This is a genomic window from Mesorhizobium sp. WSM1386, from assembly GCF_055901595.1.
Genome location: NZ_CM148373.1, coordinates 1,300,636 through 1,325,706, shown reverse-complemented (window position 1 = coordinate 1,325,706; position 25,071 = coordinate 1,300,636). Strand labels below are relative to the sequence as shown.

Annotated in this window: 21 protein-coding genes and 1 riboswitch; of the genes, 10 read left to right on the top strand and 11 right to left on the bottom strand. The window is 64.7% G+C overall.

All coding sequences use genetic code 11. From position 1 onward, the window contains the following. The first annotated feature begins 76 nt into the window (after positions 1 to 76). From AC0NIH_RS06430 to AC0NIH_RS06415, 4 genes are all read left to right on the top strand, one after another. Complete coding sequence (locus AC0NIH_RS06430) at positions 77 to 3,502, top strand: helicase-related protein (protein WP_473462828.1); 3,426 nt, start codon at positions 77 to 79, stop codon at positions 3,500 to 3,502. Between the two features lie 27 nt (positions 3,503 to 3,529). Next, positions 3,530 to 3,916: an RNA-binding S4 domain-containing protein gene (locus AC0NIH_RS06425; RefSeq protein WP_023769389.1), complete on the top strand. Its 387-nt coding sequence runs from the start codon at positions 3,530 to 3,532 to the stop codon at positions 3,914 to 3,916. Between the two features lie 255 nt (positions 3,917 to 4,171). Further along, complete coding sequence (gene fdxA, locus AC0NIH_RS06420) at positions 4,172 to 4,510, top strand: ferredoxin FdxA (protein WP_013892564.1); 339 nt, start codon at positions 4,172 to 4,174, stop codon at positions 4,508 to 4,510. A 368-nt stretch (positions 4,511 to 4,878) separates the two neighbouring features. Next, positions 4,879 to 5,460 carry a CarD family transcriptional regulator gene (locus AC0NIH_RS06415; protein WP_010911999.1) on the top strand — a complete coding sequence of 194 codons (582 nt, stop codon included), beginning with the start codon at positions 4,879 to 4,881 and terminating at the stop codon, positions 5,458 to 5,460. Positions 5,461 to 5,616: 156 nt separating this feature from the next. Here AC0NIH_RS06415 and AC0NIH_RS06410 read toward each other — a convergent pair whose 3' ends face one another. The 3 genes from AC0NIH_RS06410 to AC0NIH_RS06400 form a co-directional block, all read right to left on the bottom strand. Then, entirely contained in the window at positions 5,617 to 6,384 is a 768-nt protein-coding gene (locus tag AC0NIH_RS06410) for an amino acid ABC transporter ATP-binding protein (RefSeq protein ID WP_352706077.1), read from the bottom strand. Next, positions 6,381 to 7,061 (bottom strand): amino acid ABC transporter permease, encoded by a 681-nt coding sequence (locus tag AC0NIH_RS06405; RefSeq protein WP_013892562.1) that lies wholly within the window; start codon positions 7,059 to 7,061, stop codon positions 6,381 to 6,383. The genes AC0NIH_RS06410 and AC0NIH_RS06405 overlap by 4 nt, the downstream gene beginning before the upstream one ends. A 118-nt stretch (positions 7,062 to 7,179) precedes the next feature. Continuing rightward, positions 7,180 to 7,953 carry an amino acid ABC transporter substrate-binding protein gene (locus tag AC0NIH_RS06400; protein ID WP_013892561.1) on the bottom strand — a complete coding sequence of 258 codons (774 nt, stop codon included), beginning with the start codon at positions 7,951 to 7,953 and terminating at the stop codon, positions 7,180 to 7,182. A gap of 322 nt (positions 7,954 to 8,275) precedes the next feature. On the opposite strand from AC0NIH_RS06400, the gene AC0NIH_RS06395 reads away from it, so the two are divergent. After that, positions 8,276 to 9,139 (top strand): RNA polymerase factor sigma-32, encoded by an 864-nt coding sequence (locus AC0NIH_RS06395; RefSeq protein ID WP_023769392.1) that lies wholly within the window; start codon positions 8,276 to 8,278, stop codon positions 9,137 to 9,139. Positions 9,140 to 9,154: 15 nt separating this feature from the next. On the opposite strand, the gene AC0NIH_RS06390 is transcribed toward AC0NIH_RS06395, so the two are convergent. The 4 genes from AC0NIH_RS06390 to thiB form a co-directional block, all read right to left on the bottom strand. Continuing rightward, positions 9,155 to 10,561 carry a M48 family metalloprotease gene (locus AC0NIH_RS06390; RefSeq protein WP_224686885.1) on the bottom strand — a complete coding sequence of 469 codons (1,407 nt, stop codon included), beginning with the start codon at positions 10,559 to 10,561 and terminating at the stop codon, positions 9,155 to 9,157. 318 nt (positions 10,562 to 10,879) lie between these two features. Further along, positions 10,880 to 11,677, bottom strand: coding sequence for a thiamine ABC transporter ATP-binding protein (gene thiQ, locus AC0NIH_RS06385; RefSeq protein ID WP_473462823.1), 798 nt, complete (start codon positions 11,675 to 11,677; stop codon positions 10,880 to 10,882). Next, a complete protein-coding gene (thiP, locus tag AC0NIH_RS06380) occupies positions 11,670 to 13,289 on the bottom strand; it encodes a thiamine/thiamine pyrophosphate ABC transporter permease (RefSeq protein WP_473462821.1) in 1,620 nt (539 codons plus the stop codon). The genes thiQ and thiP overlap by 8 nt, the downstream gene beginning before the upstream one ends. 257 nt (positions 13,290 to 13,546) lie before the next feature. Further along, complete coding sequence (thiB, locus tag AC0NIH_RS06375; RefSeq protein ID WP_473462818.1) at positions 13,547 to 14,545, bottom strand: thiamine ABC transporter substrate binding subunit; 999 nt, start codon at positions 14,543 to 14,545, stop codon at positions 13,547 to 13,549. A gap of 43 nt (positions 14,546 to 14,588) precedes the next feature. Continuing rightward, a riboswitch (TPP riboswitch) is annotated at positions 14,589 to 14,703 on the bottom strand. 86 nt (positions 14,704 to 14,789) lie between these two features. Here thiB and AC0NIH_RS06370 point away from each other — a divergent pair. From AC0NIH_RS06370 to AC0NIH_RS06355, 4 genes are read left to right on the top strand one after another with little or no spacing between them, the layout of a single operon-like run. Beyond that, positions 14,790 to 15,434, top strand: a complete 645-nt coding sequence (locus AC0NIH_RS06370; RefSeq protein WP_473462816.1) for a thiamine diphosphokinase — start codon at positions 14,790 to 14,792, stop codon at positions 15,432 to 15,434. Position 15,435: 1 nt separating this feature from the next. Then, a complete protein-coding gene (locus AC0NIH_RS06365) occupies positions 15,436 to 17,256 on the top strand; it encodes an ABC-F family ATP-binding cassette domain-containing protein (protein WP_473462813.1) in 1,821 nt (606 codons plus the stop codon). A gap of 58 nt (positions 17,257 to 17,314) precedes the next feature. Next, positions 17,315 to 17,557, top strand: coding sequence for a type II toxin-antitoxin system CcdA family antitoxin (locus AC0NIH_RS06360; RefSeq protein WP_140573096.1), 243 nt, complete (start codon positions 17,315 to 17,317; stop codon positions 17,555 to 17,557). Next, the gene (locus tag AC0NIH_RS06355) at positions 17,557 to 17,856 is read left to right on the top strand and encodes a CcdB family protein (RefSeq protein WP_473462810.1); all 300 of its coding nucleotides are present in this window, start codon (positions 17,557 to 17,559) and stop codon (positions 17,854 to 17,856) included. The genes AC0NIH_RS06360 and AC0NIH_RS06355 overlap by 1 nt, the downstream gene beginning before the upstream one ends. A gap of 26 nt (positions 17,857 to 17,882) precedes the next feature. Here the strand turns inward: AC0NIH_RS06355 and AC0NIH_RS06350 are convergent, their stop codons facing one another. Next, positions 17,883 to 19,556 (bottom strand): hypothetical protein, encoded by a 1,674-nt coding sequence (locus AC0NIH_RS06350; protein ID WP_473462807.1) that lies wholly within the window; start codon positions 19,554 to 19,556, stop codon positions 17,883 to 17,885. Positions 19,557 to 19,632: 76 nt separating this feature from the next. Continuing rightward, entirely contained in the window at positions 19,633 to 20,931 is a 1,299-nt protein-coding gene (locus AC0NIH_RS06345) for an adenylosuccinate synthase (protein WP_023766155.1), read from the bottom strand. Between the two features lie 211 nt (positions 20,932 to 21,142). Here AC0NIH_RS06345 and AC0NIH_RS06340 point away from each other — a divergent pair, with 211 nt between their 5' ends. Further along, complete coding sequence (locus AC0NIH_RS06340) at positions 21,143 to 22,066, top strand: DMT family transporter (protein ID WP_473462805.1); 924 nt, start codon at positions 21,143 to 21,145, stop codon at positions 22,064 to 22,066. 24 nt (positions 22,067 to 22,090) lie between these two features. On the opposite strand, the gene AC0NIH_RS06335 is transcribed toward AC0NIH_RS06340, so the two are convergent. Together AC0NIH_RS06335 and AC0NIH_RS06330 are read right to left on the bottom strand one after the other, a co-directional pair. Next, positions 22,091 to 23,308, bottom strand: a complete 1,218-nt coding sequence (locus tag AC0NIH_RS06335; RefSeq protein WP_473462802.1) for a cytochrome c — start codon at positions 23,306 to 23,308, stop codon at positions 22,091 to 22,093. Then, complete coding sequence (locus AC0NIH_RS06330; RefSeq protein ID WP_473462799.1) at positions 23,305 to 25,071, bottom strand: GMC family oxidoreductase; 1,767 nt, start codon at positions 25,069 to 25,071, stop codon at positions 23,305 to 23,307. The genes AC0NIH_RS06335 and AC0NIH_RS06330 overlap by 4 nt, the downstream gene beginning before the upstream one ends.

Genomic DNA, 25,071 nt, shown 5'->3' with positions numbered 1-25,071 from the left:
ATGTGTCGCCTGTCATACGCGCCGTCCAGGGCACGCTCCCGACAATGAGAGGCCAGAAAGCCCTATTTCCGAGCCGATGAACATCCAGCCGAAACACACCGAGCCGCTGATCCTGTCGGGCCGCGACGTGACCGCCGTGCTTGGGCCGACCAACACCGGCAAGACCCATCTCGCCATCGAGCGCATGGTGGCGCATGAGACCGGCATCATCGGCCTGCCGCTTCGGCTGCTGGCGCGGGAGGTCTACACCCGCGTCTGCGAAAAGGTCGGAGCTCACAAGGTGGCGCTGATCACCGGCGAGGAGAAGATCCAGCCGAAAGGCGCTAAATATTCGGTCTGCACCGTCGAGGCCATGCCGCGCGAGACCGATGCCGCCTTCGTCGCCATAGATGAGGTGCAACTGGCCGGCGATCTCGAGCGCGGCCACATCTTCACCGATCGTATCCTGCATCTGCGCGGCCGCCAGGAGACGTTGCTGCTTGGCGCGGCCACCATGCATGGCATCCTGCAGCGGCTGCTGAAGGGCGTCTCGGTGGTGACACGGCCACGGCTGTCGCATCTCGCCTATGCCGGCTCCAAGAAGCTGACCCGGCTGCCGCGTCGCACCGCGATCGTCGCCTTCTCCGCCGATGAGGTCTATGCCATCGCCGAGTTGATCCGCCGCCAGCAAGGTGGCGCCGCCGTCGTGCTCGGCGCGCTGTCGCCGCGCACCCGCAACGCTCAGGTGGCGCTGTTCCAGTCCGGCGATGTCGACTATCTCGTCGCCACCGATGCTATCGGCATGGGTCTCAACCTCGATCTCGACCATGTCGCCTTTGCCCAGAACCGAAAGTTCGACGGCTACCAGTACCGCAATTTGACGGCGGCCGAGCTTGGCCAGATCGCCGGCCGCGCCGGCCGGCATCTGCGCGACGGCACCTTTGGCGTCACCGGCCAGGTCGATCCGCTCGACGAAGAGCTGGTCAAGAAGATCGAGGGCCATGAATTCGATCCGGTGAAGGTGCTGCAGTGGCGCACCGCACGTTTCGACTTCGCCAGCCTCGACGCGCTGAAGCGCTCGATCGAGACCAACGCCCCGGTCGAGGGTTTGACGCGCGCGCTGCCGGCGGTCGACGCACAGGCGCTCGAATATCTGTCGCGCGACGGCGACATCCGCGCGCTGGCCACCGATGCCAGGCGCGTGGCGCTGCTGTGGGAGGCCTGCGCGCTCCCCGACTACCGCAAGATCGCGCCGGCCCAGCATGCCGACCTCATCGCCTCGATCTACATGGACCTTGCCCGGCACGGCCATGTCGACGAGAATTACATGGCCGAGCAGGTGCGCCGCGCCGACACCACCGAGGGCGACATCGACACGCTGTCGCACCGCATTGCCCAGATCCGCACCTGGACATTCGTGTCGAACCGGCCCGGCTGGCTGGCCGATCAGGCACACTGGCAGGAAAAGACGCGCGAAATCGAAGACAGATTGTCGGATGCGCTGCATGAGCGGTTGACGAAACGCTTCGTAGACCGCAGGACTTCCGTCCTCATGCGGCGCCTTAGAGAAAATACCATGCCTGAAGCCGAAATTAGTCCTACCGGAACCGTCCTTGTCGAAGGCCACCATGTCGGCGAGCTGCAAGGGTTCCGCTTCACCGCCGACCAGACGGCCGGCGGCGAAGACGCCAAGGCCGTGCGCACGGCCGCGCAAAAGGCGCTGGCCGCCGAATTCGAGGCGCGCGCCGAACGCTTCGGCGCCTGCGCCAATGGCGACCTTGCGCTTGGTTCGGACGGCACGCTACGCTGGATCGGCGCACCGATCGGCACGCTGGTTTCAGGCGAGGACGCACTGAAGCCGCGCCTAGTGCTGCTGGCCGACGAACAGTTGACCGGCCCGGCGCGCGACAAGGTCGCCGCGCGTGCCGAACGGTTCGTCAATTTCCAGATCGAAACGCTGCTGAAGCCACTGGTCGATCTGAAGAATGCCGACCAGATTTCCGGCATCGGCCGTGGCATCGCCTTCCAGCTCGTCGAGAACTTCGGCCTCATCAACCGCCGCGACATCGCCGACGAGATGAAGTCGCTCGACCAGGAAGGCCGTGCGGCATTGCGCCGGCTTGGCGTGCGCTTCGGCGCCTACCATGTCTTCGTGCCGGCGCTGATCAAGCCGGCACCGGCCGGACTGGTGACCTTGCTGTGGGCGCTGAAGAACGACGGCAAGGACAAGCCCGGCTTTGGCGACGTGGTCCACGCGCTGGCATCGGGCCGCACCTCGGTGGTCATCGATCCGGCCTTCGACAAGGCCTTCTACAAGCTTGCCGGCTACCGCAATCTTGGCCGCCGCGCCGTGCGCATCGATATTCTGGAGCGGCTGGCCGACCTGATTCGTCCGGCGACCAACTGGAAGCCCGGCCTTGGCCAGCGGCCGGACGGCGCCTATGACGGCCAGTCCTTCATGGTGACGCCGCCGATGATGTCGATCCTCGGCGCCACCGCCGACGACATGGAAGAGATCCTGAAGGGCCTCGGCTACCGCGCCGAGCCGAAGCCGGTGGCCGAGGTCAAGGCACGGCTGGAGGCGCAGGACAATGCCGCGCGCGAAGCGGCAGCCGCCAAGCTCGCGGCGGAAGAGGCCGCACGCGCCGAACAGGCCAAGGCAGCCGAAGCCGCCGTCGAAGGTTCTGAGCCGGCGGCCGCCGAGGCGGCCGTCGAAGCTCCGGCCGAAGCCATCGCGGAAACGGCCGCACAGCCTGTCGTGGAAGAGCCAACCGAAGCTCCGGCCGGAGTTACGGAAGAGGCTCCTGCAGTAGCGGAAGCCATCGCTGACGTCGCTGTCACCGAAAGCGCCGACGCCCTCACCTCCCCCTCGATGGGGGAGGTCGCGGCGCGAAGCGACGCGGGTGGGGGTGATGGCGCAGACGATGCACGTCGTGCTGATGAAGCCAGTGATGCAGGCGGTGCTGACGGTGCTGGCGCTCCCCCCACCCCGGCGCTGCGCTCCGACCCTCCCCACGAGGGGGAGGGTGAGGCCAGCGAGCCCGCCGAAGCCGAGGCACCCAAGCCGATCCTGTTGTGGCGTCAGGGCCGTTTCGACCAGCGCCCCCGTCACCAGGAGGGCCGCAACAATCGCCAGCGCAACGGCCCGGCGCGCGGCCGAGGCAATGCACCGGCCGATGCCGTCGGAGCCCAGGCAACGGGCGCGCCAGGCGAGCGTCCGGCCCATGAAGGCCGCCGCGACGGCGCCGGCAAACCGCGCTTCGACCGCTCGAAGTTCAAGCCCAAGCCGCAGGGCGAAGGCGAACAGCGCCGCGACGGCCGCCCGCAAGGCGAGCGTCCCGAACGCCGCGACGGCCGGCCCGACTGGAAGGGCGGCAGGCCGGAAGGCAAGGGCGGTCGCCCCGATCAAGGAAGCGCGAAACCCGTCTTCCAACCAAAGCCGCGCGAGGAACGCCCGGTCCGCTTCGATCCGGACTCACCCTTCGCCAAGCTCGCCGCCTTGCGCGACCAGCTGAAGAAGTAGGCCCCTAGACCAAGAGATAGCGCTTCGATGGTTGCTGAAGGCCGCCAGCGCATTGACAAATGGCTCTTCTTCTCGCGGGCCGTGAAATCGCGCTCGCTGGCGGCGAAGCTGGTGGTCGCCGGCCGCGTGCGTATCAATCGCGACAAAGCAGCGCAGGCCTCGGATCTGGTCAAGCCGGGCGATGTGCTGACCATCACACTCGACCGGCGCATTTTCGTCTGGAAGGTGCTCGGTGCCGGTGTGCGGCGCGGCCCGGCCGAGGAGGCTCGCACCCTCTACGAGGACATGTCGCCGCTGCCTACACCGAAGGCCGACAGCGTGCCCGATGCCATCCCGGCGCTGCGCGAGGCCGGCAGCGGCCGCCCAACCAAACGGGAGCGCCGCCAGACCGACCGCTTGCTCGGCGAAGATTGAGGTTTGTCGCCCAAGAGGTTGTGGTCAAGCGCGCCACTAGCGATTTTGGGACGGCGACAGACGCCAGACGGAAACCGGACCCGGCAAACAGGACATCAAATGCCCCTGCCGTACCCGGCGTGCTGGAATTTCATTCCGGAAACGCCGATGCCGCCGGGCATGGCTGCCCTTGCAAGCGACGGACAAAGGCGTTACCTCACGGAAAAAGCCCAACAAAACTGGCCCAATAGAGCTGGGACGTCCCGGAGCCGACCGATGACCTATGTCGTGACCGACAACTGCATCAAATGCAAATACATGGATTGCATCGAGGTCTGTCCGGTCGACTGTTTCTATGAAGGCGAGAACATGCTCGTCATTCATCCCGACGAGTGCATCGATTGCGGCGTCTGCGAGCCGGAATGCCCCGCCGACGCGATCAAGCCCGACACCGAGTCGGGCCTCGACAAATGGCTGCAGATCAACACCGAATACGCCGAGAAATGGCCCAACATCACCGCCAAGAAGGAGCCGCCGGCCGACGCTAAAACCTTCGACGGCGAGGCTGGCAAATTCGAGAAATACTTCTCCGCCGAGCCTGGCGAAGGCGATTGACAAGCCGGCCGCCAAGGCCGGTATTACGCAAGTTAAGAGCCATGCTGCATTGACCGCCTTGACAGGCGGCACGGACCTGTGGCCTTCGCTTACGCAGCAAAACCTTGATTCTTCCGACTTTTTGTGTTACATCAGCCAAACATGCCGGTGACACACGTCGATTTATGGCGCAGACGCCCCAAATCACTGAAAGGTGAAAATCCCATTCCGGACCAGAGCGATCTGGGCCAGGCGGTCGCAATCTGTGCGGTTTGCCGGTCCGGCTTTTCCGATGGGTTCATCTGTTGTGCGGCTAAGGATCGGGTCCCCCGATCGCACGAGTTCGGGCCGGCAGGACGCCGGCACCACAACAAGGAGTTCACGGCGTAATGGCTACGATCACCCCGCAGAAGAAGTCCACCGGTGCGCGTCATGGTTTCAAGACCGGTGAGTACATTGTCTATCCGGCGCACGGCGTCGGCCAGATCGTGTCGATCGATGAGCAGGAAGTGGCCGGTCACAAGCTGGAACTGTTCGTCATCGACTTCCAGAAGGACAAGATGCGCCTGAAGGTGCCGGTCGCCAAGGCGACCTCCATCGGCATGCGCAAACTCTCGGAAGAGGATTATGTCGAGCGCGCGCTGAAGGTCGTTCAGGGCCGCGCCCGCGTCAAGCGCACCATGTGGTCGCGTCGCGCCCAGGAATATGATGCCAAGATCAATTCGGGCGACTTGATCTCGATCTCCGAAGTCGTGCGCGACCTCTACCGTGCCGACAATCAGCCGGAGCAGTCCTATTCCGAACGCCAGCTCTATGAGGCGGCGCTGGACCGCATGGCCCGCGAGATCGCGGCCGTCAACCGCATGTCGGAAACCGAAGCCGTGCGCCTGATCGAGGTCAATCTCAACAAGGGCCCTAAGCGCGGCGCCAAGGCCGACAACGAGGAAGCCGAGCAGGAAGAAGCTGCCTGAGCCTTTGAACCTTCGAGTTCTGAAAAACCCGGCCTCGCGCCGGGTTTTTGCTTACCCTCCCCCTTGTGGGGAGGGTCGCTGCAAAGCAGCGGGGTGGGGGGCAGCGCCTACCCTCCGGACCTTTGGGTCCGACCTCCACAACGAGAGGTAGAGGACTCAGCCCCCGCCCTCCTTCTCCGCCTCCTGCTTCAGCGTCGCGATGAACCGCTTGGTCCGTTCCCGCTCCGGATTGCCGAACAGAACGGCGGACGGCCCCTTTTCGACGACGACGCCGGCATCGAGGAAGACCACTTCCTGGGCGATCTTGGAGGCGAGGCGCAGGTCGTGCGTCGCCATCACCATGGTCGTGCCCTCGCTGGCGAGCTTGCCAAGCACGTCGACCACTTCCTGTGCCAATTCCGGATCGAGCGCCGAGGTCGGCTCATCGCAGAGCAGCACTTTCGGCGACGGCGCCAGTGCCCGGGCAATGGCCACGCGCTGCTGCTGGCCGCCCGACAGCGTCGCCGGCCACGCATCGGCCTTGTGCACCATGCCGACCTTCTCCAGCAGCGCCAGCGCCCGCTCGCGCGCCCTCTGCGGCGACCATTTCAGCACCGTCACCAGGCCTTCCATGACATTCTCGATCGCGGTGCGGTGCGGAAACAGCTGGAAATTCTGGAACACCATGCCGGTCTGCAGGCGCAGGCGCCTGATGTCGGCGGTCGCCACCTTGATGCCCGGGCGGAATTCCAGCGTTTCGTCGCCAATGCGCACCGTGCCCGATGTCGGGATCTCCAGAAGGTTGATGCAGCGCAACAGCGTGCTTTTTCCCCCACCCGAAGGGCCGACAAGTGCGGTGACGCTGCCTTCGTCGATGGCGACGGTCACACCCTTCAGCACCAGATTGTCGCCGAAGCGCTTTTCGATGTCGGTGAGGCCGATCATGAGCGTGCCTCCAGGAAGCCGCCATAGCGGTTGAGCCGTTCCTCCAGCCGCGTCTGCAGGGCCGACAGCACCGAGCTCATCGCCAGATAGAGGATTGCCGCCTCGACATAGAGGATCAGCGGCTCGTAGGTGGTGGCGACGATGCGCTGCGCCGCCTGGAACATCTCCGGCACGGTGATGGCGGCTGCCAGCGAGGTGTCCTTGACCAGCGAGATGAAGGTATTGGACAGCGGCGGCACCGCGACCCGGCCGGCTTGCGGCAGGATGGTGCGCCGCATCGCCTGGCTCCAGGTCATGCCGATCGAATAGGCGGCTTCCCACTGGCCTTTCGGCACCGAGCCGATGGCGGCGCGGATGATCTCCGACGTGTAGGCGCCGATGTTGAGCGTGAAGCCGATCAGCGCCGCGGTGAAGGCATCGAGCAATATGCCGACCGACGGCAGGCCGTAGAAGATCAGGAACAACTGCACCAGGAGCGGTGTGCCGCGAAATATCCAGACATAGAAGCGCACGAGCGCGACCAGCGGCTTGGGTCCGAACAGACGGCCGAGCGCCGCGCCCAGGCCGACCGTCAGGCCCAGCACGAAGGACAGCAGCGTCAACGGCACGGTGAAGATCAGCGCGGCCCAGAGCAGCGAAGGCAGCGACTCCAGCATCAGTTGCAGCCAGTGCGGCACGAAAGACCCTCCAGAATGCTAGACGTCAGCCATATCACGGCAAAAGCGGCAAACCGTCAAAGACGGCTCGCCGCTGGATGCATCGCACGGGCCGGCAACCGGCCCATCCCAGGAAAACCTACTTCGAAACGTCCTGGCCGAAATAGGTGTCGGCGATCTTCTGATAGGTGCCGTCCGCCTTGATGTCGGCCAGCGCCTTGTTGATCGCGGCGACCAGCTCGGGATCGCCCTTGCGCACGATGACGCCGGAATAGTCGGCGTTTTCCTCTTGCGCGGCGATCTTCACATTGGCGTCGGGCTTGTGCTTCTTGAAGTCGAGGAACGACAGGCTGTCGTTGATGGTGGCGTCGGCACGGCCGGTCAAAAGCAGCTGGATCGACTGGTCGAAGCCATCGGTGCCGACCAGCTCGGCGCCGTTCGTCTCGGCCAGCTTGCCGAAATTCGAAGTCAGCGACTGCGCCGACTTCTTGCCTTTGAGATCGGCGAAGGTCTTGATGTCGGTGTTGTCGCCGCGCACGATCAGCACCGCCTTGGACGCGATGTAGGGGTCGGAGAAATCATACTTGGCCTTGCGGGCGTCGGTGATGCCGACTTCGTTGATGACGGCATCGTAACGGTTGACGTCGAGGCCGGCGATCAGCCCGTCCCACTTGCCCTCGAGAAACTCGACCTTCACCCCGAGCTTGTCGCCGATCGCCTTGGCGATTTCGACGTCGAAACCGACCAGCGCGCCGGAAGCGTCATGATAGGTGAAGGGTGCGTAAGTGCCTTCCGTGCCCACCTTGATGACCCCGGCCTGCTTGATCTGGTCGAGATTGGCGCCGGCATGGCCCGATGCGACAGCCAGGGCTTGCAGCGTTCCGGCGATGATGAGCGACTTGAGCCATTTCATTTTTCTGTGATCCCGTCCTTGGCCGGCAACCCGGCATGTTGTGAGGGCTGGAAAATGACAGATGCAGGTCGAAAAAATAAGGAACGAGATTTCAAAAACGATGGATTTCTGAAACCGCATTCTCCGAAGGAAACTTGTTCGCAGCATCCTGATGGTCCAGGCAACCGCTGCGAAATCGCCCGGATGATACCGCTCGCCTGCCCGCGCGGGCGGAACTTTTCTCGCGCATGGCAGTTTTGGCTGTTCTAGGGCACGACGCCGCGATTTCAACCCGACGCCCTGCCAGTTCGTTATTCGCATCGCCTGAGCCAGGGAGTGCCTCATGATGGAAGACACGGCAGGACGGACCATGGTCCGCGCGGCCATGAAGGCCCCCTACCTGGAGCGCGACGAGGAGCATCGGCTGGCCCTGCTCTGGAAAGAAGACAACGACCAGAACGCTTTGCACAGCATCACCGTCGCCCATATGCGGCTGGTCATTTCCATGGCTTCCAAATTCCGCCATTACGGCCTGCCGCTTGGCGACCTGATCCAGGAAGGCCATGTCGGCCTGCTCGAGGCCGCCGCGCGCTTCGAGCCCGAACGCGAGGTTCGGTTCTCGACCTATGCGACATGGTGGATCCGCGCCTCGATGCAGGACTACATCCTGCGCAATTGGTCGATCGTGCGCGGCGGCACGAGTTCAGCGCAAAAGGCTCTGTTCTTCAATCTCAGGCGCTTGCGTGCCCGTTTGGCAAACGGCGCCGAGCCGCTCTCCAACGAAACCTTGTATCGCGAAGTGTCGGTTGCGCTTGGTGTTTCCGAAGCCGATGTGGCGATGATGGATTCGCGGCTGTCGGCTCCGGATTCCTCGCTCAACGTGCCGCTGGCCGACGATGCGGGCGCCACCGAGCGGATGGATTTCCTGGTCTCGGACGATCCGCTGCCCGATGAGGTCGTCAGCGACCGCATCGATGTCGCGCGCCGCTCCGTCTGGCTGAAAGCGGCTCTCGCCGCCCTCAACGCCCGCGAACTGCGCATCATCGAGGAACGCCGGCTCAGCGACGAGGGTGCGACGCTTGAGGCACTCGGCGAAACGCTCGGCATTTCCAAGGAACGCGTACGCCAGATCGAGGCCCGCGCCATGGAAAAGCTCAAGGTCGCGCTGGTAAAGCAGAATCCGGAGTTTCTGGCGACAGCCGCCTGATCGCGAAGCCGGCTCTTACTTGTCGGTGACGATCTTGACCTTGTCACCGGCCGAAACAGCGGCACCCGGCGACAGCGCATTGAGCACGCGGAACAGGTCGAGCTTGCGGTCGACGCCCACCATCTGCGCGGCGAGCGAGCCCATGGTCTGTCCCGGCTGCACGGTGAGCACGCGGATGTGCAGCGGCTTCAGGGCCGCTTTTTCAGCAGGGCTCAGGATACGGAACGACCCGCTGACCGAGCGTGCCACCGTGTCGAGCGAGGTGCTGGCCGAGGGTGCAGCGGTGAGCAGCCGGTAGACCTGGCCGCCGGCGCGGATCACCGCGATGTCGAACTGCCAGCCTTCGGCGCCGGCATGCGCGGTCGCCGCCTCGTTGCCGTTGATCGTTTCCTGCTTGACGGTGCTGTCGTCGAGACCGGCGACCCAGCCGCTGCGGATGTAGTCGGTCAAGGCGCGGTTCTTGTCGATCGAAACGCCGTCGAAGCGGATGGCTATGTCACCCGGCCCGGTCGCCGTCACCGCTGCCGCGGAATTGTCGATGATGAAGCCGTCCGGCACCGTGAATGACACACCGAGGCCCGGATGCAGGAAGGTCTCGCCGCGCACATAGCCTTCCTCCGGCGTATCTCCGTAGAGCAGGCCGTCTATGCCGGCGAGGAAGGAATCGCGGTCGCGCGTGCCGACGCCGGGTGCGCCGAACTGGCGGGCATGGCGCTGCGCCAGATCGATGCGCTGCGGCGTGTTGGGGTGCGTCGCCAGGAAGTCGAGGCTGGCGTCGGTGGCACCGCTGATCGAGCGGAAATCGGTATAGGCCGACATCGACTGCAGGAACCGGCCGGCGGCGTATGGATCATAGCCGGCTTCGCCGATCGACTTGATGCCAATGGCGTCCGCTTCCAGCTCCTGGTTGCGCGAGAACTGCGCCAGCCTGAGCTTGCCGCGGATCAGTGCGGCCTTGGCGGTCGGGCTGTCGCCGAGCACGTCCGAGACCACCTTGGTCGCCAGGCCTTCCTCGGCCTCCAACTGCTGGCGTTGCAGGCCGTGGTTGGCGGTGACGTGGCCCATCTCGTGCGCGATGACCGCGGCGAGTTCGGACGAATCGTTTGCCAGCGCCAGCAGGCCGCGCGTGATGTAGAGATAACCGCCCGGCAGCGCGAAGGCGTTGACGTTGGGCGAATTCAAGATGGTGATGCGGTAGGTCTGGGTCGGATTGGCCGACACCACGGTCAGGCTGCCGACCACCTTGGCGACCATGCGCTCGAGCTTGGGATCGGAATATTCCCCGCCATAGGTCGCCAGGATGCGCGGATGCTGCGCCTTGGCCAGTTCGGCGAGTTTGTTGTTGGCGCCGACATTGTCGACCGTGATCGGCCTGTCGGACGGCTGGAAGCCGGATTCCTGGACTGCCGGAGGTGTGAACATCTGGCAGCTTGCGAGCGCCACGGCAAAACCGGCCAGCGCCAGAAAGCGCGCCAGCGGGTTCCATCTTGGTCTGTCAACGCCGATCGCCAGAACGGCTTCCTTTCGGGTCCCGGCGCATGACCGCGAAAATCGGGGGCGATCTTCTGAATTGTCATGCGCAAACAAACTACTACAGCATCCGTCACACGTGCCTCGGGGCGTGCGGCGGATGCTGTAGGCAAATCACGGCCTGTGCCGGACCAATAGGGCGGACCTAGCCACACTACGTCTGCCATGGCAAGCAAGCGCCACTTCGCCCGAAGCCGGTTTGACCGTAAATTATGTCCGCTTCCGGGCAATATCTCGTGATACGGCATCCCCAGCACCGGCACCGATATAGCGCCGGAACGCCTCGGGACCAGCCCCGGCAAAGAAATCGTCGGCGGAGCCGGTGGCCGCGACGGCGCCATTGTCCAGAAACACTACATTCTGGCCGATCCGGCAGGCATCCTGCGGCTGGTGCGTGACGAACAGCACCGTCATGCCATGGTCGGCATGGACGCCGGCAACCAGGTCGAGCATGTCGTCGCGCAAAGCGGGCCCGAGCGAGGCGAAGGGTTCGTCGAGCAGCAGCACCGGACGATCGCGCACCAGCACGCGGGCCAGGGCGACGCGCTGGCGCTCACCGCCAGAGAGTTCGCGCGGCACGCGTTGTTCCTTGCCGGCAAGGCCGGTCCGCGCAAGCGCGTCGGCAATCGCCGCGCGGTCGGCCTTGGTCAGCCGCAGCGACGGCGAGCGGCCGAGCCCGACATTCTGCTCGACGCTGAGATGAGCGAAAAGGTTGTTTTCCTGGAACACCATCGACACCGGCCGCGCCGCCGGAGGCGCGCCGCCGACATCGGCCCCACCGATCAGCACACGGCCGGAGCGTGGCGTCTCGAACCCGGCGACCAGGTTGAGCAGCGTCGATTTGCCCGAGCCGCTCGGCCCCATAATGGCGGTGATTTCCGCCGCCGCGAACGCGACATCGAAGGCAAGCGGCGCCTCGCCATAGCTGAATGAAACCTTATCCAGCCGCACCGGAACACCTTTCCTGCCAATCGCCCCGTCTTTCCTGCCAATTGCCCCGTCAGACATCGCGGGCCATTCCTTTTCCCAGCCGGTCCGCTGCCAGGACCAGCGCCAGGCAAACCAGGCCGAGCAACAGTGCCAGGCCGGCGGCGTCCGCGGTGCGGTAGCTGCCCATGCGCGCCAGCAGAAGGTAGGGCAATGTCTGCACGGAATCACTGCCGAACAGCGCGATGACACCGAGATCGCCAAGCGACAGCGCCATGGCGAAGGCGAAGGCGGTGGCGAGCGGCCGCCGCAGCGACGGCCAGTCGACCAGCCGCAGCCTGGCCCAGCCAGCCATGCCGAGCTGCGCGCAGAGCCGTTCGTGACGCTCGCTGCCCGCATCATAGGCGGGACGGACGGCGCGCAACGCGAAAGGCATCGCCATCACCGCATTCACGGTGACGACCATGACCGGGGTGATAGCGAAGACATCGCCGGCATGGCGCAGCAGCAGGAACCAGCCGGCGCCGATGACGATCGGCGGCACGACCAGGACGAACCCCGCGCCGGTATCGGTGGCGTGTTCGAGCAGCGTCCTTGGCCCGGAGCGGCGGTTCAGCGCCAGCGCCCGGCGCGCCATGGTCAAGGCCAGCGACAGCATCACCGAAAGCAGCGCCGACAGGAAGGCCAGCACCGCACTCGTCAGCGTCGCCTGCCGGACTGCGGCCTCGCCGGCGAGCCGGCCGAGATCGGCGCCAAGCCCGGCGATCACCGTGGCCGCCATCGGTCCGGCAACGAACAGCAGCGCCAGCACGATGAGCGTCGCGTTCAGCCAGGTCTCGGTCCGGTTGACGGAGAGATAACGGCGCGGCGCGACCGGCAGGTTGGTGTCGCCGACGATATTGGCGCCAAGCCGCGTCAGCGTCAGCACCACGATAAAGGTCAAGGCGATCTGCAGCAGCGTCAGCGCGACCGCCCGCGCGGGATCGAAATCGAAGCGCAGCGCCTGATAGATGCCGACTTCCAGCGTCGTCGCGCCTGGTCCGCCGCCGAGCGTCAGCACGATGGTGAAGGAGGTGATGCAGAGCATGAAGACGAGCCCGGCGACGCCGGGCAAGGCGGCGCGCAGCGTCGGCCATTCGATCAGCCGGAACGCCGGCCGCGCGCCCATGCCAAGCTGGCTCGCCAACCGCCACTGGTCGGCAGGAATGGTCTGCAGCGCCTCGAGGAACAGCCGCGTGCTGAGCGGCAGGTTGAAGAAGACATGGGCGACGAGGATGCCGGACAGGCCGTAAATGCCTGGCCAGCCCTGGCCGCCGACCGCGCCGAACAGGCCGGCGAAATAACCGGCGCGGCCGTAGAGCGCCAGGATGCCGAGAGCCGCGACGATGGCCGGCAGCGCCAGCGGCACGGCGAAGAGCTGCAGCATGAAGGCGCGGCCCAGGAAGCGAGGATGCCGCGACAGTGCACGCGCCACGAACAGCGCCGGTATCACCGACAGAAGTGTCGAAAGGGCGGCCTGCCAGAGCGTGAAGCGCACGACGCGCAGCAGATAGGGATCGAAGGCCGCCCAAGCGCCGGAGAAATCGTCAGCGCCTTCGACGAGCAACCCGGTAAACGCGCCACCGATCAGCAGCGCGATCGCGGCGAGCCCGACGATGCCTGCGCTGACGCGGGGGTCAGACGCGCGTTGCACGCTGGACCGCCTGTCTTCGCGTCGCGGCAATTACAAAGGATTGTGCTCTACGGCGCCCCCCTCTGTCCTGCCGGACATCTCCCCCACAAGGGGGGAGATCGAACGTCATCGGTGATTTCGCAAATCGCCGACGCTGCAGATATAAGCTAAGCGCGGAAACTGCCAATCTCCCCCCTTGTGGGGGAGATGTCCGGCAGGACAGAGGGGGGCGCCGTAGAGCAATCATCTTCGCTCGGTTTGCCTCAACCGCCTCAACCCTACTTGCTCATCACCGAAAGCCATTCATCGACCCAGGCCTTGCGGTTGGCGGCGACCTCCTCGGGGCTGAACAGCAAGGTCTTGGTCGGCTTGACCAGTTTGTCGAAGGCCGGGTTGAGCGGCTTGTCGGTCTTGCCGGCGGGGAACATCCAGTTGGTCTCGGGGATGGCGTCCTGGAACTTCGGGCTGGTCATGAAGGCCATGAACTTTGCCGCCAGCGGGTTCTTGGCGCCCGTGGTGGTGATGCCGGCAACCTCGATCTGCAGGTATTCGCCCTCCTCGAAGGACGCCGCCTGGTAGCGCTCGGTGTTCTCGGCGATCATGTGATAGGCCGGCGACGTGGTGTAGGACAGCACCATCGGCGCCTCGCCCTTGGTGAACAGGCCGTAGGCCTCGCTCCAGCCCGGCGTCACCGTCAGCACCTTCGCCTTGAGCTTGGCCCAGGCCTCCGGCGCCTTGTCGCCATAGACCGACTTCACCCACAAAAGCAGGCCGAGACCCGGCGTGGAGGTGCGCGGATCCTGGATGATGATCTTGTCGTCGGCACTGCCCTCGACCAATTCCTTCAGGCTCTTGGGCGGTGTCTTGAGCTTCTGCGTGTCATAGACGACGGCGAAGTAGCCGTAGTCGAAGGGGACGAAAGTATCGTCGCTCCAGCCGCCCGGCACATCGACGTCGCTGACAGCGCCATGCGGCGCGAACAGGCCGGAAGCCTTGGCGTCGGCGGTGAGATTGGTGTCGAGGCCGAGCACGATATCGGCCTTGGTCGAGGCCCCTTCGAGCTTGACGCGATTGAGCAGCGCCACGCCGTCGGCGACCGAGACGAACTCGACATCGCAACCGCATTCGGCCTCGAATTCCTTCTTCACCACGGGGCCTGGACCCCAGTCGGCGGTGAAGCTTTCATAGGTGTAGACGGTGAGCTTGTCCTTGGCCAAGGCCGGCCCGGACAGCGCCAGAACCGCTGCCGAGACAAGAGAGTATAAAAGCATGCGCATCGGCGCCTCCTTCGTTCGAGTTGAAAGGAATTGAGGCGTCGGACTGTCCGAAACGTCTAATCCCTCCGCCGGTACAAACCGGATCAGGTTCAGCGGGTTGGCGAGACTGCCTCTCAGCCGGTCCGCGAAGATCGCGTCCGGCACCCCGTTAGAGCGTTTCGACACATAGGCCGGGCCAATGAACCGCGCAAGTGGAGTTTGCCGCCTTCCGTTTCGCGTGTCGGGCTGGTAAGGGCCACACGATATGAGCACATTCACCATCCTGCTTGGCGGCGATCTCATCCGCACGCCGCGGCTCGACCGCCAGATCGAAGGCTGCCGCGTGATCGCCGCCGACGCCGGCATCGGCCATGCGCGGCTGCTCGGCCTTGTCCCGGAACTCTGGGTGGGTGATTTCGATTCGGTGCCGGCAAATCTGCCTGACGATCTGGCCGCCGTGCCCCGCCAGACCTTTCCGCCGGAGAAGGACAAGACCGATGGCGAACTGGCGATCGCCGCCGCGCTCGCGCGCGGCGCGACCCGGCTGGTGCTGGCAGGCGCTTTCGGCGGCAAACGGGCCGACCATGCTTTCCTGCATCTGTCGCTCGCCCTGCGGCTGGCCCAGACCGGCACCGGAGTGGTGCTGACCAGCGGCGCCCAGGAAGGCGTGCCCTTGCTGTTGGGAAAGACGGGCTTCGACTATGCCGACGGCACGCTGTTTTCGATCCTCGGCTTTTCAGATCTTGCCGGCCTGACCGTCACCGGCGCCAAATGGCCGCTGAACCAGGTCGAGGTGGCCTTCGGTTCATCGCTGACCATCTCCAACGAAGTCCGGGGGGGCCTCGAAATCGCGCTCGGCCATGGCCGCGCGCTGCTGCTCGCTCATCCCTATCCCTTGCCCGAAAGCTGACATGGCCCCGCCTCTTCTCAATCTCGACGGGATAAAACTGACCTTCGGCGGCACGCCGCTGCTCGATGGCGCCGCCTTGACCGCTTCGGCCGGCGACAAGATCGCGTTGGTCGGCCGCAACGGCTCGGGCAAGTCGACGTTGCTCAAGATCGCCGCCGGCCTGATCGAACCCCAGGACGGCGAGGTGTTCCGCCAGCCTTCGGCGACCGTGCGCTATCTGCCGCAGATGCCCGACATGGAAGGCTTCGCGACGGCCCGCGCCTATGTCGAGGCAGGCCTCGGCCCCGCCGATGATCCCTACCGCGCCAGCTATCTGATGGAGCATCTCGGCCTGTCGGGCGAGGAGCGGCCGAACGATCTGTCCGGCGGCGAGGCCAGGCGCGCCGCCCTTGCCCGCGTCATGGCGCCGGAACCGGACATCCTGCTGCTTGATGAGCCGACCAACCATCTCGATCTGTCGGTCATCGAGTGGCTGGAAGAAGAGCTTGTCCGCACCTCGTCGGCACTCGTCGTCATCTCGCACGACCGCCGTTTCCTCGAACGCGTCTCGCGCGCCACCATCTGGCTCGACCGCGGCCAGACCCGCAGGCTCGACAAGGGTTTTGGCCATTTCGAGGAATGGCGCGATCAGGTGCTGGAAGAGGAAGAGCGCGAGCAGCACAAGCTCGGCCGCCAGATCGTGCGCGAGGAGCACTGGCTGCGCTATGGCGTAACGGCGCGGCGCAAGCGCAACATGCGCCGCCTCGGCGAGTTGCAGACCATGCGCAAGAATTTTCGCGGCCATCGCGGCGCCGAGGGTTCGGCGACCATGGTGGCCAGCGACGCCGCCGAATCCGGCAAGCTGGTGATCGAAGCCAAGAACATCGAGAAGAGTTTTGGCGATCTCACCGTCGTCAAGGGGTTCTCGACCCGCATCCAGCGCGGCGACCGCGTCGGCCTCGTCGGGCCGAACGGCGCCGGCAAGACGACGCTTTTGAAGATGCTGACCGGCGAACTGACGCCGGATGCAGGCTCGGTCCGGCTCGGCACCAATCTCGAAATCGCCACGCTCGACCAGAAGCGCGAAGCGGTCGACCCGCAGGAAACCCTGGCGCAATACCTCACCGATGGGCGCGGCGAAAACCTCGTCATCAATGGCGAGCAGCGCCATGTCGTCTCCTACATGAAGGATTTCCTGTTCAAGCCCGAACAGGCGCGCACGCCGGTGCGCGAACTGTCCGGTGGCGAGCGGGCGCGGCTGATCCTGGCGCGCGTGCTGGCGCGGCCGGCGAACCTCCTGGTGCTCGACGAGCCGACCAACGATCTCGACATGGAGACGCTGGAACTCCTGCAGGAACTGGTCGCCGGTTTTGCCGGAACCGTCATCCTGGTTAGCCACGACCGCGATTTCCTCGACCGCACCGTCACCAGCATCATCGCGCCGGACGGCGGCGGCCGCTGGGTCGAATATGCCGGCGGCTATTCCGACATGCTGGCCCAACGCGGCGGCACGAGGCTCGACGACCGCAAGGCGCGCGCCAAGGCGGAGGTCGGCGATACGCCGGCACCGGGCAAGAGCGAGCCGGCTGCCCCAAAAGGACCGGCGAAGAAACTGTCGTTCAAGCAGAAATTCGCGCTGGAATCGCTCCCCAAGAAGATCGAGGCGGTGACCGCCTCGATCTCTCGGCTTGAAAACAACATCGCCGATCCGGCCTATTACGAGCGCGATCCAGCCTCGTTCCAAAAGACCATCGCCGCCCTCGACAAGGAACGCGCTACGCTGGCGGCGCTCGAAGAGGAGTGGCTGGAACTGGAGATGTTGCGGGAAGAGATGGAAGGGTGAACGATTGCATGCGGTCTTTTATGCGCGTATATTATGCGCATGGAAGAAGGGCATCCCCATGCTTCAATCGACGCCAAAACCTCAGAGGACGTCCGTCAACACGTCCATTGACTCTCAGTTGATCAAAGACGCCAAGGCGTTGGGCATCAACATCTCCCGCGCTGCCGAGGCAGGTATCGCGAAAGCGATAGCGGCGGAGAAAACGCGTCGATGGCAGGAAGAAAACAACGAAGCCATCGAAAGCTCCAACGAGTATGTTAGGCGCAACGGACTGCCATTGGCCAAACATCGGCCGTTCTGATGGCACGTTACGATTTTTATCGGAATGCCGACGGTAACGGTTATCTTCTCGATGTGCAGTCCGACCTTCTTGAGGGGCTGAACACGAGGGTCGTCGTTCCCCTGATGCCGCCCCAAATAGCTCCGGTTCCTGGCCGCCGACTAAACCCGACCTTCGCTATAGACGGCAAAGATCATGTGATGGTCACGCAGTTTATATCAGCTTTCACCGCATCTGAACTATCGGACGCGGAGGGAAACCTCTCAAAGCATCACGACGACATCGTCGCAGCGCTCGACATGCTGTTCCAGGGTTTCTGAACGAAGGCGATCGTTAGGCCGCCTCCTCAGCCCGCCGTCTTGGCCTGCCAGGCCTTGATCGCCTCGTCGAACACCTTCTCGCCGGGTATGCCTTTTTCCATGGTCAGCAGCGCCCGCCGTCCGGTCTTGTAGACGACCGGCACGTCGATCCAGTCCTGGCCGCGCAGCAACGTCATGTTGGCGTCCTCGTCGGCCTTGGTGTCGTTGAGCGCGACGAGGAAGAAGCCGTCGGCGATCTTGGCCGGAATGCCGATCAGCGGGCTGCCGGCATCCTGTTCGGAGCTTTTCATGGCGACGCGCAGGATGTTGTCGACACCGCCGCCCTCGAAACCGTCGGGCGTCAGGAAGATCATCTCGATGATATGGCTCGCCGGCAGCGTCTGGTCGGTGTTGCGGCGGATGGTCATGCGCAACTGGATGTCCTTGCCGGGGATGGTCGCTTCGGCGCGGATCGCCGGCTCGGGCGGCAGGTCGCCGCCGGGCGATTCCTGCACCAGCGACCAGATGATGCTGCCGGGCTCGGCCGAACCCTGCGCGGTGCTGGTGCGCTCCTCATAGAAGATCGCCTTCTGGCCAACCGGCACCGCGGCTTGCGTCGCCGGAGCGGCGGCCGCGGGAGCCGGCGGCGTGGCGGCTGCGGGCGGCGTGGCGGCCGCGGGAGCCGGCGGCGTAGCGGCGGCATCGGCCGGTGCCGCGGGTGCGGTGCCGTTGGCGGGCGGCGTTGCCGGCGCAGCACCCGCCTCAGGCGGGGTCGCGGCGGGGGCAGGCGTGGCGGCGGCCGGAGGCGTATTGGCCGGCGCGTTCGTTGCCGTTGGCGGCGTCGTCAACGCGGCGACGGATTCGCCCTCGCCTATGCCGCTTTGCCCACCGGCCGGGCCGGGATCGGTTTCGCCGCCTTCAGGGGTCAGCCGCTGCGTGAATTTCGTCGCTTCGGCGCCCGCCGCCGGCGGCGTCGCCGCGTCGGTCGCCGGCTTGGCCGGCGCCGGTTTCACCGGTTCGGTCTTGGCAACCTTGCTGCCGTCCAGGCCCAGCATCTTGCCGAAGGCATCCTTGTTCAGCCAGATGCCATAGCCGCCGCCGGCAACGACCAGCAGGGCGACGACGGCGGCAATCAGCCCGCCATAGCTGCGCTTGCGCTCGGCGGGACGCAAACGCTGGAAGGTGTCGGCCGTGGCCGGCTCGTCATCATTGGGAAAGACATCCGGCTGGTCGTGTTCCTGGTCCGCGTCCATGCCTGGCAGGTTCTTGTCAGCCAGATTGAAGGATGCCGGCTGCACCGACGCGGGCTTCGGCCAGCTTGGCTCGGGCTTGGCGGCGGGCGGCGGCGCGGGCCGGTAGGGTTCCGGCTTTGCGGTGGGCGCCGCTGCGGGCGCTGGCCACGACGGCCCCGCATTCGCCGGCTGGCGTGTGTGGTTCGGCTGGTTCTTGTTGCGGTCGATGGAGGAAAAGATGTTTTCCAGCTCGGCGAGCGGATCCGTCTCCGGCACGCTCTTGGTGTAGTCGCGCTCGACACTGGAGATAGCATCTTCCAGACCGCGCTTCTGCTTGGCGGCATCCGACGGCGACAGCGGCGGATCGCGCAGGGCAATCTTGGCTGCGATCGTCGAGCGGGCCTTGTCATAGACCCTCGCCCGCATCTCCGGCGATTGATCGCTGAGGTTGTCTATCGTTTTCTTCAGAACAGCAACGAAATCTGCCATGCTTCAGTCGACCTGTATTTTTGCTTCCGCGCCGGCCCCCGCAAATCAGCCGCAATGCCCGGAAAGGCTTCAGAAACTAGTCTTGAAACGGATCGGTCACAAGTATCGTATCGTCCCGTTCCGGACTGGTGGAGAGGAGTGCTACCGGTGCGCCGATGAGCTCCTCGATGTATCGGACATATTTGACGGCCTGGGCCGGAAGATCGTTCCAGCTGCGCGCCCCGGCGGTGGTGCCTTTCCACCCCTCCAGCGTCTCGTAGACCGGTTCGACACGGGCCTGCGCGCCCTGGCTCGCCGGCAGATAGTCGATCGCCTCGCCGTCGAGGCGGTAGCCGGTGCAGACCTTGATCTCATCCAGCCCGTCGAGCACGTCGAGCTTGGTCAGCGCAATGCCCTTGATGCCGTTGACGGCGACGGCCTGGCGCACCAGCACCGCGTCGAACCAGCCGCAGCGGCGCTTGCGCCCGGTGACGACGCCGAATTCATGGCCGCGCGTGCCGAGGAACTCGCCGATCTCGTTCTTCTGTTCGGTCGGGAAAGGTCCCTCGCCGACGCGTGTCGTGTAGGCCTTGGTGATGCCGAGCACATAGCCGATGGCGCCTGGACCAACGCCCGCGCCGGCGGCCGCTTGCCCGGCGACCGTGTTCGACGAGGTGACGAAAGGATAGGTGCCGTGGTCGATGTCGAGTAGCGTGCCTTGCGCACCCTCGAACAGGATGCGCTCGCCAGCGCGGCGCTTGTCATCGAGGATCTTCCAGACCCGGTCCATGTAGGGCAGGATCTCGTCGGCGACCGAGGTCAATTCCGTCATGATCGCATCATGCGTGACTTCGGCATGGCCAAGCCCGCGACGCAGCGCATTGTGATGCGTCAGCAGCCTGTCGACTTTCAGGGGAAGCGTTTCCAAATCCGCCAGATCCATCACCCGAACCGCGCGTCGCCCCACCTTGTCCTCGTAGGCGGGGCCGATGCCACGGCGGGTCGTACCAATCTTCGTTCCGGAATTTGAGGCAGCGTCCTCGCGGAATCCGTCCAGCTCCCGGTGCAGCGACAGGATAAGCGCCGTGTTTTCGGCTATTTTCAGGCGATCGGGCGTCACTTCGACGCCTTGCGCTTTGAGCTTCGCCACTTCGGCCACGAAAGCATGCGGATCGAAGACCACGCCATTGCCGATGATGGACAGCTTGCCTTGCCGCACGACGCCGGACGGCAACAGCGACAGCTTGTAGACCTTGCCGTCGACAACCAGCGTGTGGCCGGCATTGTGGCCACCCTGGAAACGCACCACGACATCGGCGCGCTCCGACAGCCAGTCGACGATCTTGCCCTTGCCTTCGTCGCCCCACTGCGAGCCGACGACCACCACATTGGCCATGTTTCTTTTCCCTTGAGACGCCGCCGAGCGGCTTGGATTTGGTTCGAAACGACAGGCCTCTATAGCGTCAAGACCTCGCGAGTGCGACCTTTCTTTGCCGCCGAAAATGCCCTGAGGCACAACAATTTTCGGCTTTGACATCATTTACTTGGGCTGACGGGGGCAATAGGCCGGCAAACACCGTGGCCATCCCCACGGCCGGAATCCCGCGATGCATCGAAGCGCCTACATATTCCTGCTGCTCACCACGCTGCTGTGGGGTGGCAATTCGGTGGCCGGCAAGCTGGCGGTCGATCACGTCTCGCCGATGACGCTGGTCTTCCTGCGCTGGGTTCTGGCGGTGGCGATCCTGCTGCCGATCGGCTGGCGCACGATCCAGGAGGACTGGCCTGTCGTGCGCCGGCATTGGTTCGTGCTGGCCGCACTTGGGGCCAGCGGCTTCACCCTGTTCAACACCATCTTCTACACCGCGCTCAACTACACGACGGCGATCAATGTCTCGATCGAACAGGCGGCGATGCCGGTCTTGATCATCGTCGCCAATTTCATCTTCTTCCGCTTGCGTGTGAGCTGGGCGCAGATTGCCGGCGTGGTGCTGACCATCTTCGGCGTAGTCCTGACTGCCTGCCATGGCGATCCGCGCCGGCTGCTCGCATTGGAACTCAATTTCGGCGACGCCATCATGCTGGTGGCGGTCGTCCTCTACAGCGGCTATTCGGTCGGGCTGCGGATGAAGCCGGTGATGCGTTGGCAGAGCCTGATGCTGTCCCTGGCGGTCGCCGCGCTCATCACCTCGCTGCCCTTCTTCCTGTGGGAGGTCGTCGCCGGCAAGGTCATCGTGCCCGACGCACGCGGCTGGACGGTCATCGTCTACACCGCGATCGGCGCCTCGGTCATCTCGCAGATAACCTATATCAGGGGCAACGAACTGATCGGCGCCAACCGCGCCGGCCTGTTCATCAATCTGGTGCCGATCTTCGGCACGCTGCTCTCGGTGCTGATCGTCGGCGAGACGTTCCAGCTCTATCAGGCGCTGGCACTGGTACTCGTGCTGGGCGGCATCGCGCTCGCCGAATACAGCGGGCGAAAGACGGCGATACTTAACCGCCCCAGGGTGCCGAACCGCCCCGCATAGGTTCGCTCTGGCCGCTTACAGCCGCTACTGCACCAGTTCCTTGCGCACCGCCGCGATGTCGTCGGATGAGACGGCCGGAGCGGAATTGCCCCAGCTGCCGCGCACATAGGTCAACACGTCGGCGATTTCCTGATCCTTCAGGCGCCAGGCCAGAGAGGGCATGGCAGGCGTCGTCGGCGCACCGGCCGTGTGGACGGCCTGGCTGCCGGCCAGAATGACACGGGCAAGTGTTTCGGGACTGCCCTGCGCGACGATCGAGTTGCCGACAAGCGTCGGGAAAAGCGCGCCGGCCCCGACACCATCGCCACCATGGCAGGCCGAGCAATTGTCGTGGTAGATCGCCTCGCCCGCCGCCATGCGCGCTTCGTCGGGTTTTGGCGCTTGAGAATTGCCGGCATCCGAGCCCAAGCTCTTGAGATAGACGGCGACCGCCTTGAGGTCGGGTTCCGTCATCTTCGAGGTCGAGTTTTCAACCGCCTCCGCCATCGGGCCGGACGCGATCGAATGCGCGTTGACGCCGGTCCTGAGGTAGGCGACTACATCGTCCTCCGACCATTTCCCGAGGCCGGATTGAGCATTGTTGGTGATATCAGGCGCGAACCAGCCCTGCAGCGATGCGCCTTGCAGGAAAACGCTGTCCTGATCAGCTCCAAGGAAGGATTTGGGCGTATGACAGGTGCCGCAGTGGCCTGCCCCCTGTACGATATAGGCGCCACGGTTCCATTCCGCCGACTTGGACGGATCCGGCTTGAAGCCGTCCTCGCTGAAGTTGAGCAGATTCCAGCCCCACATCGCCAGCCGGACATTCAGCGGGAATGGCAGTTGATTGGCTTCGACCTTGTTCGAAACCGGCTCGACCGTTGTCAGGTACGCCCACAGGTCCGAAATGTCCTGCTCGTTCATCCTGGTATAGGCAGGGTATGGCATGGCGGGATAGAGCCGCACGCCATCGTGGCCGATGCCCGTCTTCATCATGCTGCGGAAATCGGCCTCAGACCAATTGCCGATGCCCGTCTCGTGATCGGGTGTGATGTTGGGCGGCACCAGCGCGCCGAACGGTGTTTCCAGCGGCAGGCCGCCGGCTAGAGGTTTGCCGCCCGGTCTAGTGTGACAACCCGCGCAGTCGCCGAGCACGGCCTGGTATCGGCCGCGTATGATCTGGTCCGCCTGGTCGGCAGCCATTGCCGGGGCGATCGCGAGCAGCGCAGCGCTGGCGGCGAATGTGAGAGCGAGCGTTCTCACGCTTGCACCAGCGGTGCGCCGGGATTGCGCAGATACTGGTTGCGGATGGCATCGGCGGCCCGGAAGGCCAGCGCGCCGACCGTTCCTGTCGGGTTCTTGCCGGCATTTTGCGGAAAGGCCGACGCGCCGATGACGAAGACGTTGGGCACGTCCCAGCTCTGCAGGAAGGTATTGACGGCACTTTTCCTGGGGTCCGTGCCCATGATGGCGCCGCCAGTGTTGTGGGTGCTCTGATAGGGTACGCTGTCCCAGCCCTTCTTGCGGCGGCCGACGCTGTACTGCTTGCCGCCGAGCGCTTTGGCGATGTCCTCCATCCGGTCGCAGAGATAGTTCGACATGCGGATATCGTTGTCGGGAAAATCGAACGTCATGCGCATCAGCGGCCGGCCGAAGCGATCCTTGTAGGTCGGGTCGAGGTCGAGATAGTTGGTGCGCGTCGCGTAGCTGCTGCCCTGCGACGAGAAGCCGAGCGTGCTCTTGTAGCCTGCGACGGTGGCCTTCTTCCAGGCGCTGCCCCATTTCGGCGTGCCGGGCAGCGTCGGCCTGGTGGCGATCGGGCGGCCATTGGTGGGGATGCAGTTGATGCCCGCGCCACCGACGAAATCGAGTGCGCCGTGATCGAATGCGTCGCCATTATAGTCGTCGATCGTCTGTCCGAGCGCGCCTGCGGCGATGAACGGATTGAAGTTTTTGTCGTCGAAGAACACCTGAACCCCGGCATTTGTCTGGTAGCAGTAATTGCGGCCGACCGTTCCTTCGCCGGTGACGGGGTCGTAGATCTTTCCGATACCCGACAGCATCATCAGGCGGGCATTGTGCAGGCCGTAGGCGCACAAAAGCACGAGATCGGCCGGCTGGAAGAATTCCTGCCCCGACGTATCGACATAGGTCACGCCGCGCGCCGACTTGCCGCCGGAGGCGAGATCGACATGCAGCACTTCGCTGTCGGTGCGGACCTCGAAATTGGCCTTCTTCATCAGGACGGGAAGGACGGTGGTCTGGGCGCTCGATTTGGAATAGTTGGCGCAGCCAAAACGCTCGCAGAAACCGCAATAGGTGCATTGCCCCATCGTGATGCCGAGCGGATTGACATAGGTCCGCGACATGTTGGCGGACGGCGTCGGGAACGGGTGCAGGCCGATCGACCGGCCGGCATTGGCAAACATGGTCGGTGCGTAGGTCATTTCCATCGGCGGGTTCGGATAATCCCGCGCCCGGGGATCCTCGAATTGATTGCCGCCTTCCTGCAACTTGCCCTTGATGTTGCCGGCCTTGCCCGAGATCCCCGCCAGATATTCGAACTGGTCGTAATAGGGCTCCATTTCGGCGCCGGTCACGCCCCAGTCCTCGACCTGAAGGTCCGCTATCCTCGCCGCGCCGTATTTCCGGGTCAGGTTGGTCTTGATCTGAAAGTCCGAATCCCAGAACCGCCACGTGTGGCCGTTCCAGTGGACACCGGCGCCGCCGACACCATTGCCGGGCAGGAACGAGCCGAAATCGCGCATCGGCAACGCCGTCTGCGACGGGTCGTTGCGCATCGTCATGGTTTCCACGGCCGGCTGCAGGAACAGGTCGCGCCGGACGCTGTAGCGCAATTCGTCCTGCGCATAGCCGATGTTGAAATCGGTTGCCGTGTCGCGCCATGGACCGCGCTCGATGGCAAGCACGTCGAGGCCCTGATCGGTGAGTTCATGCGCGAGGATGGCGCCGGTCCAGCCGAGGCCGACGATCACGACATCTTTGCGGGGCAGGATCGTCGTCAT